The 14,232-nt window shown below is 61.6% G+C and carries 12 protein-coding genes and 1 pseudogene; 8 read left to right on the top strand and 5 right to left on the bottom strand.

Annotation, left to right across the window (positions count from 1 at the left end; all coding sequences use genetic code 11):
- Positions 1–107: 107 nt before the first annotated feature.
- Complete coding sequence (locus tag ACIPW4_RS10535; RefSeq protein WP_400657402.1) at positions 108–2,021, top strand: hypothetical protein; 1,914 nt, start codon at positions 108–110, stop codon at positions 2,019–2,021.
- Between the two features lie 72 nt (positions 2,022–2,093).
- On the opposite strand, the gene ACIPW4_RS10530 is transcribed toward ACIPW4_RS10535, so the two are convergent.
- Positions 2,094–3,479 (bottom strand): aldehyde dehydrogenase family protein, encoded by a 1,386-nt coding sequence (locus tag ACIPW4_RS10530; protein ID WP_400657400.1) that lies wholly within the window; start codon positions 3,477–3,479, stop codon positions 2,094–2,096.
- Positions 3,480–3,586: 107 nt separating this feature from the next.
- On the opposite strand from ACIPW4_RS10530, the gene ACIPW4_RS10525 reads away from it, so the two are divergent.
- The 4 genes from ACIPW4_RS10525 (at position 3,587) to ACIPW4_RS10510 (ending at position 6,422) form a co-directional block, all read left to right on the top strand.
- Positions 3,587–4,453, top strand: a complete 867-nt coding sequence (locus ACIPW4_RS10525; RefSeq protein ID WP_400657961.1) for a LysR family transcriptional regulator — start codon at positions 3,587–3,589, stop codon at positions 4,451–4,453.
- Between the two features lie 60 nt (positions 4,454–4,513).
- The gene (locus ACIPW4_RS10520; RefSeq protein ID WP_400657398.1) at positions 4,514–4,957 is read left to right on the top strand and encodes a carboxypeptidase regulatory-like domain-containing protein; all 444 of its coding nucleotides are present in this window, start codon (positions 4,514–4,516) and stop codon (positions 4,955–4,957) included.
- A 10-nt stretch (positions 4,958–4,967) separates the two neighbouring features.
- A complete protein-coding gene (locus ACIPW4_RS10515) occupies positions 4,968–5,711 on the top strand; it encodes a phytanoyl-CoA dioxygenase family protein (protein WP_400657396.1) in 744 nt (247 codons plus the stop codon).
- A gap of 189 nt (positions 5,712–5,900) precedes the next feature.
- Complete coding sequence (locus ACIPW4_RS10510; RefSeq protein WP_400657394.1) at positions 5,901–6,422, top strand: acyloxyacyl hydrolase; 522 nt, start codon at positions 5,901–5,903, stop codon at positions 6,420–6,422.
- A 132-nt stretch (positions 6,423–6,554) separates the two neighbouring features.
- Here ACIPW4_RS10510 and ACIPW4_RS10505 read toward each other — a convergent pair whose 3' ends face one another.
- The 3 genes from ACIPW4_RS10505 to ACIPW4_RS10495 all read right to left on the bottom strand — a co-directional run bounded on the left by ACIPW4_RS10505 (position 6,555) and on the right by ACIPW4_RS10495 (position 10,882).
- On the bottom strand, positions 6,555–8,690 hold the full coding sequence (locus ACIPW4_RS10505; protein WP_400657393.1) for a TonB-dependent siderophore receptor: 2,136 nt from the start codon (positions 8,688–8,690) through the stop codon (positions 6,555–6,557).
- A 241-nt stretch (positions 8,691–8,931) separates the two neighbouring features.
- A complete protein-coding gene (locus ACIPW4_RS10500; protein ID WP_400657391.1) occupies positions 8,932–9,822 on the bottom strand; it encodes a universal stress protein in 891 nt (296 codons plus the stop codon).
- A gap of 151 nt (positions 9,823–9,973) precedes the next feature.
- Entirely contained in the window at positions 9,974–10,882 is a 909-nt protein-coding gene (locus tag ACIPW4_RS10495) for an RHS repeat-associated core domain-containing protein (protein ID WP_400657390.1), read from the bottom strand.
- Between the two features lie 116 nt (positions 10,883–10,998).
- Between ACIPW4_RS10495 and ACIPW4_RS10490 the strand changes: the two are divergent.
- Positions 10,999–11,139 (top strand): annotated as a pseudogene (locus ACIPW4_RS10490) (manganese efflux pump); the annotation flags it as partial.
- A 77-nt stretch (positions 11,140–11,216) separates the two neighbouring features.
- Positions 11,217–11,405 (top strand): hypothetical protein, encoded by a 189-nt coding sequence (locus ACIPW4_RS10485; protein ID WP_400657973.1) that lies wholly within the window; start codon positions 11,217–11,219, stop codon positions 11,403–11,405.
- Positions 11,406–11,505: 100 nt separating this feature from the next.
- Here ACIPW4_RS10485 and ACIPW4_RS10480 read toward each other — a convergent pair whose 3' ends face one another.
- Positions 11,506–12,855: a hypothetical protein gene (locus tag ACIPW4_RS10480; protein ID WP_400657388.1), complete on the bottom strand. Its 1,350-nt coding sequence runs from the start codon at positions 12,853–12,855 to the stop codon at positions 11,506–11,508.
- Between the two features lie 560 nt (positions 12,856–13,415).
- On the opposite strand from ACIPW4_RS10480, the gene hisN reads away from it, so the two are divergent.
- Positions 13,416–14,207: a histidinol-phosphatase gene (gene hisN / locus ACIPW4_RS10475; RefSeq protein ID WP_400657386.1), complete on the top strand. Its 792-nt coding sequence runs from the start codon at positions 13,416–13,418 to the stop codon at positions 14,205–14,207.
- Positions 14,208–14,232: the final 25 nt, after the last annotated feature.

Here is a 14,232-nt window from a genome sequence, read left to right as displayed (position 1 = left end):
GCAGTACCTGTGGGAGCGGGTTCACCCGCGAAGAGGCCAGTACAGACAACCCAGCATTCCCATTGGAAAATTGCTATCGTGCCCGGCAGTTTCCACCCGAGGTCCCGATGTTCTACCTGCCTTTGCCCAGCGACCAGGCCGACCGCCTGGCCAGCGCGCTCACCGCCACCGACTTTTTCCCCAGCGCCAGCCTGCTGGAGGCGGCCGCCGTGCTGTTCGTGCAGAACCTGCCGCGCCAGCCGGCCAGCGCTTCGGCGGACGCGCAGGAACGCCGCTTCGCCGAGATCGTGCGCATCGCCAATGAGGTCGAGGGCGCCGCCCCGGGGCGCTTCCAGGGCCAGGTAGCACAGCATTTCGACCGCGAGGCGTTTGCCATGGGGCTGGGCATGCTGGGCGAGAACGGCGTCGGCCTGGTATCGGCCGAAACCGAGTACCAGGCCGACGAGTGCCTGGACGCCGATGGCCAGTGGAACTTCCAGTTCGCTGACACCTACCGCCAGCGCGTGACGCCGCTGCATCCGGTGTACCTGCCATCGCTGGCCAGCGACCTGCTGCTCAGCGACCAGCAAAACCGCTTGCTGCGCGAGTTTCTTAGCGGCGTCGACGAATCGGTTGCCGTGCAAGGTTTCGCCGGTACCGGCAAGACGTTCCTGATCCACCAGTTCGCACGCCTGCTCGACCCCCAGCGCACGCTCTTGCTGGCCCTCACCGAAGGCCAGCTGCGGGCATTGAAGGCTCGGGTCAAGGATGCCCAGGCCTACACCGCGTTGACCTTCGGCCAGCTTGCCGACGAAATCCTCAACCGTGACCTCACCAGCAACGGCTGGCGGCTGCGCGACCCGTACCGCACCAAGTTGTCCTGGCGTCCGCAGGAGGCGCAGGTGGTGCGCTGGCTGAACATCCCCGACATCGGCCCGCTCGCTGCATGCGATGTGGTGGCCCTGTGCATCAAGGCCGTGCGCAGCTTCTGTCGCAGCGGTGACAGTCAGCTGCAACTGCATCACTTACCCTGGGCCGGGCCGGGGACCACGCCGCTGGACCAGGAAGTGCTGCTGGAAAAGGCCCGCCTGTACTGGCAAGAGCTGATTCGCCCCTCGGCGCGCGAGATCCAGCTGCCGGTGCGCGACTACCACCGGGTCAAGTTGTTGTCGTTGACTGCCGAGGTGATCGACAGCCGCTACAGCCACGTCATCGTCGACGAAGCCCATGAACTGTCTGCGCCAATGCTCGCGGTGCTCGACCGCAGCCCGCAGTCGGTCATCGCCCTGGGCGACGATCTGCAGAACCTCAATGGCCTCAGCCCGCACCATGGCCATTTCATCCGCCAGCGCTACATCGACCATTCGCTGCGCGCCGGCCCGGCCATGGACGGCGTGCTGAACCCCTTGATTCAGGCGCACCCGGCGGCCATTCAGGCAGCCTTCAGCGGCAGTGCCGAGCATTACACCCGGGTGAGCTTCTTCGACACGGTGGCGGTGCCCGAGCAACCGACCGCCTTGATCGTCGATGATGAATGGGGCCTGTTCGGCTGGTTCCAGCGCCTGACCCACCAAGGGGTACCCTTCGTGCTGCTGCAAAGTGCGCGCAAGGACTTCGAACTGTTTGTCGAGGATTGCATCGAGCTGTACCGCTTCGGCACCCGGGCACGCCACCCGATGCTGTTCCGTTACCCTAGCTGGCAGGCGCTGGAACAGGACAAGGGCGACGACAAGGCTTTTGTCGCCGTGGCCGGCATGCTGCGCAAAGGGTATACCGCCGAGCATTTTGCCAAGGCCAAGAGCCGCTACCGCTGGGACAAGGCGCCGAAGCTGTTTCTTGGGCGGGTGCGCGATGTGAAGAACATGGAATTCGCCCGGGTGATGGTGTCGCCGGAGCTGATGGTGGCGCCGACCACGGCGGGCAACCGCAACGAGCGGGCGCGGATGCTGGCGGGGTTGTATACCGCCTGTTCGCGGGCGCGGCATGAGCTGATCGTGCCGGGGGGGATGCTGGACTGGGTCAAGGACCAGGTCCGGGATTGAAGATTTGGGGCCGCGTTGCGGCCCTTCGCGGGCGTGCCCGCGAAGGGCTGCAAAGCAGCCCCAGTTGATGAATCAGTTGCGATCCAGCCACACGGTCTGGGCATTGGTAAACTCGCGCACACCAAAGTGCGACAGCTCACGCCCGAAACCACTCTTCTTCACCCCGCCAAACGCCACACGGGGGTCGGAGGCGCAGTAGCCGTTGATGAACACGCCACCGGTATCCAGCGCTGCGGTCATGCGCTCGGCCAGCGCATAGTCGGCAGTGTAAATGGTCGACGCCAGGCCGAACTCACTATCGTTGGCCAGCTCCACTGCATGGTCGGCATCACGTGCAGTGATGATCGCCGCTACCGGCCCGAACAGTTCCTGCTTGAAGGCGGTCATGTCCGGCGTGACGTTGGCGAACACGGTCGGTGCGTAGAAGTTGCCCACGCCTTCGACCTTGTTGCCGCCCAGCAGCAGGGTGGCGCCTTCGGCGAGCGTCGCCTGCACCTGGCCGTCCAGCTCGTCGCGCAGGTCGTAACGGGCCATCGGGCCGATGTAGGTATCATCTTCCAGCGGGTTGCCGAGCTTCAGCTTGCGCGTGGCTTCGACGAACTTGCGGGTGAATGCCTCGACAACGCTCTCTTCAATGATCAGGCGCTTGGCAGCGGCGCAGACCTGGCCGGTGTTCTGGTAGCGGCCAATCACGGCGGCCTGCACGGCAGCGTCCAGGTCGGCATCGGCCAGCACGATGAACGGGTCGGAACCGCCCAGTTCAAGCACGCATTTCTTCAGCGCCGCACCCGCCTGGGCGCCGATGGCCATGCCGGCGCGCACGCTGCCGGTCAGGGTCACGGCGGCGATGCGCACGTCGTTGATGGCGCGGGTGACACCTTCCGGGGTGACGTTCAGCACCTCGAACACGCCTTGGGGAATACCGGCGTCCTTGAACAGCTCACCCAGCAGGTAGGCGCTGCCCATCACGTTCGGCGCGTGCTTGAGCACGTAGGTGTTGCCCGCCAGAATCGCCGGTACCGCACCGCGCAGCACCTGCCAGACCGGGAAGTTCCACGGCATTACCGCGAGAATGGGGCCCAGCGGGCGGTATTCGATGCGGGCCTTTTCGACCTGGGTCGGCTCGGCGGCAAGCATCGCCGGGCCGTGCTCGGCATACCAGCGGCACAGGCCGACGCACTTGCCGACTTCACCCCGGGCCTGGGCGATCGGCTTGCCGATTTCGCGGCTGATCATCTGCGCGAAGGCTTCGGCCTTGGCTTCGAGGGTGCTGGCCAGGGCGAGCAGGTATTCGCTGCGCTGACCCAGCGACACCTGGCGCCACTGGCTGTAGCCAGCCTTGGCACGTTGCAGCGCCGCTTCCAGTGCGGCGTCGGTGTCGAACGGGTAGGCGCCGATCTGCTCGCCGCTGAAGGGGTCGACGGAGATGGCGTGGGTCAGGCTGCTGATCGCACTCATGGCTGGAGACTCTCGTTGTTGTTAATCAGTGACGCCAGACTAGTGGGCTATGGCTTTAATGAAAACTGAATAATAATGAGCGAAACATTCACGTTTGGAGAATGACCGTGGACCTGGTGCAACTGGAGATCTTCAAGGCAGTGGCAGAACAGGGCAGCATCAGTGCCGCCGCCCAGCATATCCATCGGGTGCCGTCGAACCTGACCACGCGCATCAAGCAGCTGGAAGAAGATCTCGGCGTCGAGCTGTTCATCCGCGAAAAAAGCCGCCTGCGCCTGTCACCGGCCGGCTGGAACTTTCTTGAATACACCCGACGCATTCTTGACCTAGTACACGAGGCGCGGCTGACCGTGGCCGGCGAGGACCCCCAGGGCACCTTCGCCCTGGGGTCGCTGGAGAGCACGGCGGCGGTGCGCATTCCGGCCCTGCTGGCCGCCTACAACCAACGCTACCCCAAGGTCGACCTCGACCTGTCCACCGGGCCTTCCGGCACCATGCTCGAAGGTGTGTTGGCGGGGCGCCTGGTGGCGGCCTTCGTCGATGGCCCGGTGCTGCACCCCACGCTCGAAGGCATGCCGGTGTTCGAGGAGGAGATGGTGATCATCTCGCCGCTCAACCACACCCCTGTTACCCGTGCCCAGGACGTCAACGGCGCGAGCATCTACGCCTTCCGAGCCAACTGCTCGTACCGCCACCACTTCGAGAACTGGTTCGTCCAGGACCAGGCGGTGCCGGGCAAGATCCACGAAATGGAGTCGTACCATGGCATGCTCGCCTGCGTCAGCGCCGGCGCCGGGCTGGCCATGCTGCCGCGCAGCATGCTCGACAACATGCCCGGCTGCAGCACGGTCTGCGCCTGGCCGATGCAGGAACAGTTCCGCTACCTCAAGACCTGGCTGGTGTGGCGTCGTGGCACCGTTTCGCGCAGCCTGAGCATGTTCGTGAAACTCCTCGAAGAGCGCCGAGCGGCGTGAACGTCCGCATTTGAGAGGGTCAAACGTCAGGTAAGCCATCTCCTTGAGGAGGAGCTGACCATGCGTAACCATCACTATGCTTTGGGCGCGACATTGCTGATCACGCTGGCGATGCCGTGGACCCTGGCCGCAGCGGCGGACCTGAACGCGCCCATCGACATGCAAGCCGTGCAGTTGCAGCCCCAGGAGCAGAACGGCATCCGCTACCTGGAGGGCGGCATCGGCCAGGACGAAGCCAATGCCATGCGCAACACCAAAGGCTACGACCTGCATGTCGAGCTCTCGACCGGGCCGGATGGCAAGTTCCAGAGCGGCGCCACGGTCGATATCCAGAATGCACAGGGCAAGTCGCTGTTGAGCGTGCAGGACGCCGGCCCATTGCTTTATGTGCAACTGCCGCCGGGCCAGTACAAGGTCATCGGCCAGGCAAACGGCACCACCGTCCAGCAACAGGTGAGCGTCAGCGGCAAGGCACCGGTCACGGCCAACCTGAACTGGCGGTGAGCGCTGGCTGATGAACATCGATGGCCAGCTGCAGCATTTGCACGTGCAAGGCTACGTGTGGCTCCCAGGCGTACTCGAACCACTGCGCATCGCCTTGTTGCGCTGCGCCATCGATGACCTGCAGCCCATTCACTGGGATTACCAGGGGCTGCTGGAACATTACAAATGCGTCTTCAATCGCAACCCGTTATGGCTGCCGTTTCTCGACCTGCCGCCCGTGATCGAATTGGCCGAAGCGGTGCTTGGCGAGGATTGCCATGTCATCGGCCAGACAGCCTGGCGCAGCCACCCAGGCTACCCCGGCATGGCATTGCATCTGGATCACCTGCCACTGGCGCTGCCGCCTTGGCTACGTGAGCGCAGCGATTTCAGCCTGCCTGCGCACATCCTCACCGCGCAGCTGTATCTCAGCGACATCGACCTCGACGTAGGCCCCACCTGGATCGTGCCCGGTAGCCACCGCGCTGCGCGCCCTCCGCAGCCCGGCGAACAGCGATGGCGGAACCACGAGGCGCAGCCGGTGCTGTGCCAGGCGGGTGATGTGCTGGTGTTTCGCAGCGATGTCTGGCACAGCGGCGGGGCCAACTGCAGCACGCGTGTGCGAGACATGCTGCAGGTGCATTACGGCCGGCGCATGGTGGCGCAGAAGTTTTCCCCGTACCTGCGCTGGCAGTTCAACCCGCAGGTGCTCGAGCAGGCGACACCTCGTCAGCGCCGCCTGCTGGGTGAGCATGACGAAGCCGAATACGACTGAATCAGACAATAGTGGCAATTGACTTTCAACTTTCTGATTATCTGGACAATAATCAGAAAAGTATTACGTCGTGTGACCGGCTGGATGCACCGATCACCGGAAAAGTCGAGGGGCTCAAGCCCCCATCTGCCTGCAGACGTTGCCCGTCGGCAACGATTTGCTCGTGTTGACCATCAGGAGAAGTCATTGATGAATACCCGTTTCGCCAGCACGCTGGCTGCCGCCGTATTGGCCCTTGCCGGTGCGAACCTGGCCCAGGCCGCGCAGGTTTCCGGTGCCGTGGGGGCCACCGGTCAGGGCGATATGACCTACCGTATCGGCCTGTCGTTCGACTGGGACAAGAAGTGGCTGGAAAGCGATATTGGCTACGTGACCGGCTATTGGGATGCCGGTTACACCTACTGGGAAGGAGGCGACGCCAGCGGAGCTCACTCGCTGTCATTCAGCCCGGTGTTCACCTATGAATTCAACGGTTTCACCTACACCCCCTACCTCGAAGCGGGCATTGGCCTGGCAGTGTTCTCCAAGACCGACGTGGGCGACCAGCGCATGGGGTCGGCGTTCAACTTCGAAGACCGCATCGGCTTTGGCCTGAAGCTGCCGGGTGAGCAGAAGGTTGGCGTGCGTGCAATCCACTACTCCAACGCTGGCATCAAGCAACCCAACGATGGGATCGAGTCGTACTCGCTGTTCTACAGCAAAGGCTTCTGATGTCGGGGGCCGCTTCGCGCCCTTTCGCGACACAAGGCCGCTCCTACAAGTACAGCGCAGACCTCACGGATGGCGCCGTAATTGTAGGAGCGGCCTTGTGTCGCGAAAGGGGCGCGAAGCGGCCCCAGCATTCTAGAAGGTGTAGGCAACCCCAGCCTGAACCGTGCGTGGCGCCCCCGGGTACACGTAGGTATTGAACGCCCCTTCGTCATACCCCTTGTTGAACACGTTCTTCACGTCCAGATTCAAGCGCACATGCTCGTTGACCTTGTAGAAGCTCAGCAGGTCGACCACGCTGTAGCGCTCCATGGTGTAGGTGCTCGCCGCCGTCTGCCCGGCCCGGTCATCCACGTACTTCACGCCAACCCCTAGCCCCAGCCCCTTGGCCAGCCCGTCCTGGAACTCGTAGGTGTTGAGCAGGCTGAAGCTGTTGCGCGGTATGTTCGCCAGGCGCGTCCCGGTGGGGATCGTGTTGTCCTTGGTCACCTCGGCGTCGACGTAGGCGTAGCCGCCGATCATCCGCCATTCCGAGGTCAGGTTGCCGGCGATATTGATATCCAGGCCGCGGCTGCGCACTTCACCGGCCGGGACACTGTAGGTGCCGCTCGGGTCGTTCGGGTCGCGGGTCAGCACGTTTTCCTTGACGATGTGGTAGATCGCCGCGTCCACGCTCAACTGGCGGTCCAGCGCTTCCCACTTCACGCCCAGCTCGTATGACTTGCCTTTTTCCGGGTCGAAGCCAGTGCCTTGCAGGCTGGCACCGCTGTTGGGCTTGAACGAGCGCGCGGTGTTGGCGTAGACGGCAACGGTGTCGGTCAGGTCGTAGATCAGGCCGAAGCGCGGGGTGACACCGTTCTCGCCTTTGTTGAAATCACCGGCGTTGTTCAGCTTGTTGTCGTAGTCATGCTCGAAGCGTTCGAAGCGTACGCCGGCCAGCACCTTGAGGCGTTCGGTCACTGCCACCTGATCCTGGATGAATGCAGCCCAGGTCTGAAGGTTTTCCTTGTCCCAGGTGGTGGTGCGGGTCAGGGCAGGGCGTGGCTGGCCCAGCACCGGGTCGAAAATGTCGATCGGGTAGGCGCCGCTACCCGCAGCCGAACGCTGGATGATCGAGTTGTAGTCGTAGTCTTCGTATTCGATGCCGGTGAGCAGGGTATGAGCCCAGCCGCCGGTGTCGAAGTGGCCGGTCAGGTTGAGCTGGTAGTCGCGGTCGGTCCACTCCAGCTTGCGGTAGTTGAAGTTGCGCCCCAGGGTGCGGCCATCGGCCTGCAGGCCATTGGCTTCCACGGCGTTGCCCTTGAGCGAGCCGTCCAGCCATTGCATGCCGCCGCCCAGGGTCCAGTTGTCGTTGAGCAGGTGCTCGAAGCGCAACTGGGCCATATCGTTGTCGTTGTGCAGCAGGTTGTCGCTGCCTTTTTCCCAGATGTTGGTGTCGCGCGAGGCTGTGCCGATTTGGCCAGGCAGGCGGGTCAGGCCACGGTCCAGCGGGTGGTTGTTGCGCATGAAGTCGCCCTCGAAGATCACCTTCGTGGCGTCGTTGACCTGCCAGCTGATCACCGGCGCGACGTCGTAGCGTTCGCTTTCCACATCGTCGCGGAAGCTGTCGCCGCCTTCTCCCAGCACATTCAGGCGATACGCCAGCGAGCCGTCGCTGTTGAGCGGGCCCGTAGCGTCAAGGGTGGCGCGGTGCATGCCCTGGTCGTCGAACTGGCTGCCCAGGGTCACCTTGGGCTCGACCAGTGGCTGCTTGCTGACCACGTTGAAGGTGCCGCCGGGGTCGCCACGGCCATACAGGCTGGTGGCCGGGCCGCGGATCACTTCCAGGCGCTCGACGGTGTTGGCATCGGGTGCGTTGGGGTAGCCGCGGTTGATCGGGAAGCCGTTGCGGTAGAACTCACCGGTGGTGAAGCCGCGCACGGTGAAAGTAGTCAGGCCCTGGCCGCCGAAGTTATTGGCGCGGCCGACGCCACCGGCATAGTCCAGGCCGTCCTGCAGGCGAGTGGCACCGGTGTCTTCGAGCACATCCTTGGGCACCACGCTGATCGACTGCGGCGTCTCGTGCAGGGCCGTGTCGGTGCGTGTGGCACTGGCCGATCGGTTGGCCTTGTAGCCCTGCACCGGGCCATCGGCGCGCTCGCTGTCGGCGCTGCTGGTGATGTTCAGGGCCTGGAGTTCGATCTGGCCGCTGTCGCTGAGCGACTCGGACTCGGCAAAGGCCAGCGGGGAGATAGCGTGGAGCACACAAAGCGAAACGAACGTGCGACGCATCGACGGTACGATCCTGGAGTAGGGCGCTGATGGGGAGTGTGGGAAGCGTCGGAAAAATACTACGAATCATTATCAGATGCATTATTTTTATATGGCACTGGTGTGCCAGATACCATGTGCTTTGCAGGCGCGGCCTCTTCGCGGGTAAACCCGCTCCCACAGGAGCCTCGCAGCCTTCAAGCTGGTGGTATACCTGTGGGAGCGGGCTTGCCCAAAGAGGCCAGTCCAGGCAATCCGGATCTCAGCGAGAGCCCTTGATGGCCAGCACATTGCACAACGGATGCTCCAGCACATGCGCCGTGGTCCCACCCAGAAACGTCTGCATCGCATCATGCCGATGGCTGCCCATCACGATCACATCCACCCGGCTGTGGCTGACGAACTGGGCAATCGCACGGATCGCCGGTCCCTCGACGAAATGCCGGCGCTCCAGCGCAATCTGGTGATGGTCGCCCAGCCTATTGAACGCCGCACGCTGCGCCGTGCGTACGCTGCCATCGAACCCAGGCATGGTCACAGTGCCGGCCCCAAAGTCGGCGATATGCGTCCTCGCCGCATCGCACACATGCAGCAGGTGCAATTCGGCGTTGCACTGCAGTGCCAGGGCATGGGCGCTGTGGATCACCTGATCGTCCAGATGCTCGCCTACCCCGTGGCAGTTGAGGTCTACCGCCGCCGCGATCTGCCGGGGCAGTGGCAGGCGGATATCGCTGACCAGGTGCACGGCCACCGGGCTTTCCTTGAGCAGTTGCCAGTCCAGCGGCGTGACCAGCAGGCGCTTGAGCACCGGTTCGTGCTGCACATCCTTGACAAGCAGGTCGCAACCCAACTGCTCGATACGTTCCAGCACGCTGCCCAGCGGGTCGCGGGTCAGCAGCAGTTCGGTGGAGACATCGAGCCCGGCATTGCCCAGTTGCTCGGCCTCGTCGGCCAGCCACTGACGGTTGTCGCCGAGCAACCGCTCACGCTCGTGGCCGTCGCTCATCAGGCCGAACGTGTCGACATCGTCGACGAATACATTGATATCCAGCAGGGCGCCACTGGACTCGGCCAGCGCCGCCGCGCGTTGCAGCGCCGGGCTATGGCGCATTTGCGGGCCGAGCATGACGAACACACGCTTGAACTGGCTCATCGCACACCTCCACGTGTAGCAGCCCCCACCAATAAAAGAACTGCAACGACCTTCCCAGTGGGCTCAAGGCACGGGGCAGTCACGCAATAATTCTAGTGGTTGGGCGCCATGACAGATCTGAAATCGGATGAGCAGTTGGGACTGACTGACTTCACTGTTTACGAAGTGTTCTCATTGCATGATCGAGTTTACCCAGGAAGTCTTCCGTCGCCTCAAAAATCATGAAGGCTTCTGCGGTATCTTCAAGCGTTTTGTGGCGCTTGAAAAAAGATTGCATCCACTCTTTTTCTCTGAAAGACAGATCGAGTACCTCGGTTTGATAATGCCGAAACCCGGAGATTTTTATTTGCTTCTTGGTAAGCGGGATCAAAGGCAGTTGTTCTCTGGCTTGTGCATAAAGCTCGATGTTTTGGAAAAGGTCGACTTCTCCTTTTGGTAGGCTAATGCTTGCGGAGTATGGCGTGAGCTTCGCGCGTAGAGTTGATCCTTTGGCGAGATCCGTATTTGAACGTTTCGCCACCAGCCTTTTTGGCGGATAACTCGCCGAGGTAAAGCGCCATGGGATTTTATTTCCACTGCCCCACATGACATCATGGCCGCGAATGAATAACCGACGCACCCGCCCCGAAGGGTCCGAGTAGTTTACCGGATCGCCTCTGCAATAGGCGTAGCTATTAGGGCCTGCGGTGGTTGAGAAGGGTGAAGACTCATCCGGAGAATAAAATCTCATGCTGCCGGGGTTATAGATGCGACGCTGTCCGAGCAGATACAAGCCACCGGCCGGCCCATGATGTTCACCGTTGTAGCCCGTTAGGATGTGTATCGGAACGAGGGCATTCAGGCCATAAGGTGTATAAGCAATATCAAATGATTCGCGTTCGGTGCGTGCCGTGAGGGGGGAACAGTGAGAGTCGATAGCAAAGAGAAGGGGGGTGATCAGTTCGCTGTGTAATTCAGCAAGGGTGAATTGAAAGTGCCGAAACGCGGTTCGAGAGCACTGACCGTACACGGTATTCTTCAAAAGCATGCTGGCGAAAAAGTAGAGAGTTTTACTGTTCACTTTAGGGGGCCTGACAGTCATAGGGTATAAATGGTTTCTCCTTCATGACATTGTGGCAACTAGCAAAAATATTAGGTGACACGCTTTGCCAAGGTCGTCAGAGAGCGACCCTGTGCATGGCTCAGCGCACTGGCCTGATCTTTGGCGTGATCGAAGCGATAACCCCCGTCATCGGCTGGCCGCTGGGCCAGGCCGCCAGCCAGTATGTCCAGCAGTGGGACCACTGGATCGCCTTTACCCTGTTGTTGTTGCTTGGCGCGCTGAGCGGCATCCGCGCCCGAGGACCTAACCGAGCTTTTGTAAAAACTTCGGGTCGCTCGCCACGCGGCGCCTGGTGGCCAGCCCGGGGATGTTCCGCGAGGCGTTCAAGATGGCCTGGATCGTGCTGGTCTCGCACCGCATGCGCACCTTGCTGACCATGCTCGGCATCGTCACCTCGGTGGCGTCCATCTCGGCCATCGGTGAAGGCGCCAAGGGCTATGTGGTCAAGGACAGAGCCGGCGAGGAATGCGGCGCGGCTTGATCCGATCGAGGCGTTGGCGCGGGACTGATTCGATCCTGGCAGAGCAGCCCTGAACCTTACAGGGCTGCTCTGCCAGCGTGCTACTGGTTGAATGCTGGCCTCAAGCAAATAGCTTGGCGACCCGTTCGAGATAGGGTTGAGAAAAGGCCGTTGGGAACTCAGATAGAACCCGGATGGCATCTTGCTCAAGGAACAGAGCATTGGCAGTGCGCAAGTCGCGGCCGTAATCGAAATAGCCACCGGTGCCGAACGCCTGATCGAGTTGGCCATTGGCGTGCAAGCGCACAACATTCATTTCTTGATTCGACGCCTTGAATTGAGCGCCCGCCAAAACGATCCGGCTTTGCGCATCAGTATGCACCTCAACCATTGCCAGACCAGATTCCGGCTCGCGTTGCAACTCAAGCGCCTGGCCGCCATTGAACGTGACGTCGCGTTTGCCATCACTGGTGTAGCAGAAAACGTTGGTTGGGTTACGGTTTGGAGTCCATACCGCCCGAGTGATGATTAGTCGCTCGTTACTGGCCTCGAACCCTGTGACCAGTAGATCGACATACCCGAACAAATCGATTTCACCTTGGCCATCAGCAAATTGGAGGTCGAGCGAACCATCGCGCTTGTACCGCAACACGACCACGCGCGCTTGCGCGTTGCGAGCCAGCAGGAAGAAGCTGCCGTCTGCTTGGAAAACGCCGTGTAACATATGCACGGATGTGTTGTTCTTGTCTTTGAGATTGATGCAAGATTGCTGGATCCCCGTGTGCAGGTCGAATGACGCGATCCAGACGTCCTCGCTGATAATGTTCGCGAATTCATCTTCAAGTGTCTGCGGGTAGAGCACTTGGATATTACCGCCAATCACCGCAATGGGCCTACGATACCGGGAGATAAAGGGCATCACCGTTCGACTGATGGCCGGTGCCCCAGCTGGCTTCGGCGATTTTCTGCATTTTGTAGAGTCTGAGGTTGGGATCGGAGTCCACGGCTCGCCTGGTTCCAGCCAAGTGATACCGTTTTTGCCAAAGTTGGGCACCGCCTTGAAGGAGCTGCCATAGCGAGCCACGCTGACTGTCGAGAGCGATTGATAAGTTGTATAGTCATAATAAGATGGCTGGCCCAGTGCCAGGTATTCTTGTTGTTCATCGATGATGGCTGACGTCAGCGATAAGTATTGATGGCTTGAGGCGGGCGCCTCTTCATTTATGACGACTTTGACATGGCCGGTGTCCTCGTCCCACGTCCCATCCTTCAGCACTTTGGTAAACATCAAACTTGCCTCGGGGCCTGAGCCTGCACTATGACCACAAAAAGCAAGGCCACCATCGCCGAGTGTATCCAGTGCGATTACCTGAAGGGACTCAATATCGGGGTTCCGGCCTTTTTCAGGGGGAACGGTGGCAAGGCCGCCATTTCCAAATTCAGGGTCGAGCGTTCCAGGTTGACGTGTCATGGCTTAGTCCTACCGCAGAATGAGGCCCCATCCTAGATACCGTCACAACTTTGAGAAACTAGCAGAAATGGCAGGTAATCTCGCGGGGTGATCTTGCTCCAACGGGATGCAATCGTGTGGCGGCGGCCTGGCGACGCGGGAGGCCGATACTGTTCTTCAACCTTAGGCCTCGGCATACATCCAGCGCCTCTGGCGCTTGAGGTTCGACCGACACCTGGCGAATCTGCATGGCATCGATAGTCAGGTGAGCCTGGATCATGTTGTACAGCATGCGCGGAAACTGCCGGCTGCCGGAGCTGGCAGTGACTTTGCCGACCTGTGAGTAGAGCAAGTGCGAATTCATCGCGTCATGGATGAGGTCCGGTGGTGTGGATCCCGTGTGGTTGCTGGCCAGTGTCCTGGGCCTGCCGCGGGAGGTGCATGGTATCCTGGTGCAACAATTGAGTGACCGTTAAATGAAGCGGCATTGGCAATATGATGTCGCCTAATGGCAAGCGTCTACTGCCACGCGGCTTGTCGGGTATGATGCAGCCCCGACATTTCCCACGAGGCCTGCCCCCATGTCCCTGAGCGCTGAACAGATCGGCGAATTCCAAGCCTTCGCCGAACAGCTGGCCGATGCCGCTGCGCTGGCGATCAAGCCGTATTTCCGTGCCAGCCTGGAAGTCGAGGACAAGGGCGGGCGCCTGTACGACCCGGTGACCGTCGCCGACAAGGCGGCCGAAGATGCCATGCGTGGGCTGATCCAGGCGCGTTACCCGGCGCATGGCATTCTCGGTGAAGAGGCTGGCGTGGCGGTGGGCAGCAGCCCGTTGACCTGGGTGCTCGATCCGATTGACGGCACTCGGGCCTTCATCACCGGCCTGCCGCTGTGGGGCACGCTGATCGCCCTGAATGACGGCACCCGCCCGGTAGTGGGGGTGATGAACCAGCCATTCACCGGCGAACGTTTCGTCGGTACCCCGGCCGGCGCCTGGCGCAGCGGCACGCCGTTGAAGACCCGTGCTTGCGCTGACCTGGCGGCAGCCACGTTGATGTGCACCACGCCGGACATGTTCGACACCGCCGAGCGCAAGGCGGCCTTCGAAGCGGTGGCCAGCAAGGCGCGGCTGATGCGTTACGGCGGTGATTGCTATGCGTACTGCATGCTGGCCTCGGGCTTTGTCGACGTGATCGTCGAAGCGAGCCTGCAGCCGTATGACGTGCAGGCGCTGATGCCGATCATCGAAGGGGCGGGCGGGGTGATCACCGCCTGGGATGGCAGCAGTGCGCAGCATGGCGGCTGTGTGGTGGCCTGTGGTGACCCGGCGCTGCATGCGCAGGTGGTGGAGATACTGCGCCACGCCATGTAATCCGCTCAACGGATTGAGCGGGCAC

Source organism: Pseudomonas sp. NPDC089996 (assembly GCF_044748405.1).
Taxonomy (GTDB): Bacteria; Pseudomonadota; Gammaproteobacteria; order Pseudomonadales; family Pseudomonadaceae; genus Aquipseudomonas.
This window is presented reverse-complemented; position numbering and strand designations above follow the sequence as displayed.

What these genes read in the sequence shown, in the direction of transcription:
- ACIPW4_RS10480 (WP_400657388.1), bottom strand. Translation starts at nt 12,855, where the DNA reads ATGACACGTCAACCTGGAACGCTCGACCCTGAATTTGGAAATGGCGGC.
- ACIPW4_RS10500 (WP_400657391.1), bottom strand. Translation starts at nt 9,822, where the DNA reads ATGAGCCAGTTCAAGCGTGTGTTCGTCATGCTCGGCCCGCAAATGCGC.
- ACIPW4_RS10505 (WP_400657393.1), bottom strand. Translation starts at nt 8,690, where the DNA reads ATGCGTCGCACGTTCGTTTCGCTTTGTGTGCTCCACGCTATCTCCCCG.
- ACIPW4_RS10530 (WP_400657400.1), bottom strand. Translation starts at nt 3,479, where the DNA reads ATGAGTGCGATCAGCAGCCTGACCCACGCCATCTCCGTCGACCCCTTC.
- ACIPW4_RS10515 (WP_400657396.1), top strand. Translation starts at nt 4,968, where the DNA reads ATGAACATCGATGGCCAGCTGCAGCATTTGCACGTGCAAGGCTACGTG.
- hisN (WP_400657386.1), top strand. Translation starts at nt 13,416, where the DNA reads ATGTCCCTGAGCGCTGAACAGATCGGCGAATTCCAAGCCTTCGCCGAA.
- ACIPW4_RS10520 (WP_400657398.1), top strand. Translation starts at nt 4,514, where the DNA reads ATGCGTAACCATCACTATGCTTTGGGCGCGACATTGCTGATCACGCTG.
- ACIPW4_RS10510 (WP_400657394.1), top strand. Translation starts at nt 5,901, where the DNA reads ATGAATACCCGTTTCGCCAGCACGCTGGCTGCCGCCGTATTGGCCCTT.
- ACIPW4_RS10535 (WP_400657402.1), top strand. Translation starts at nt 108, where the DNA reads ATGTTCTACCTGCCTTTGCCCAGCGACCAGGCCGACCGCCTGGCCAGC.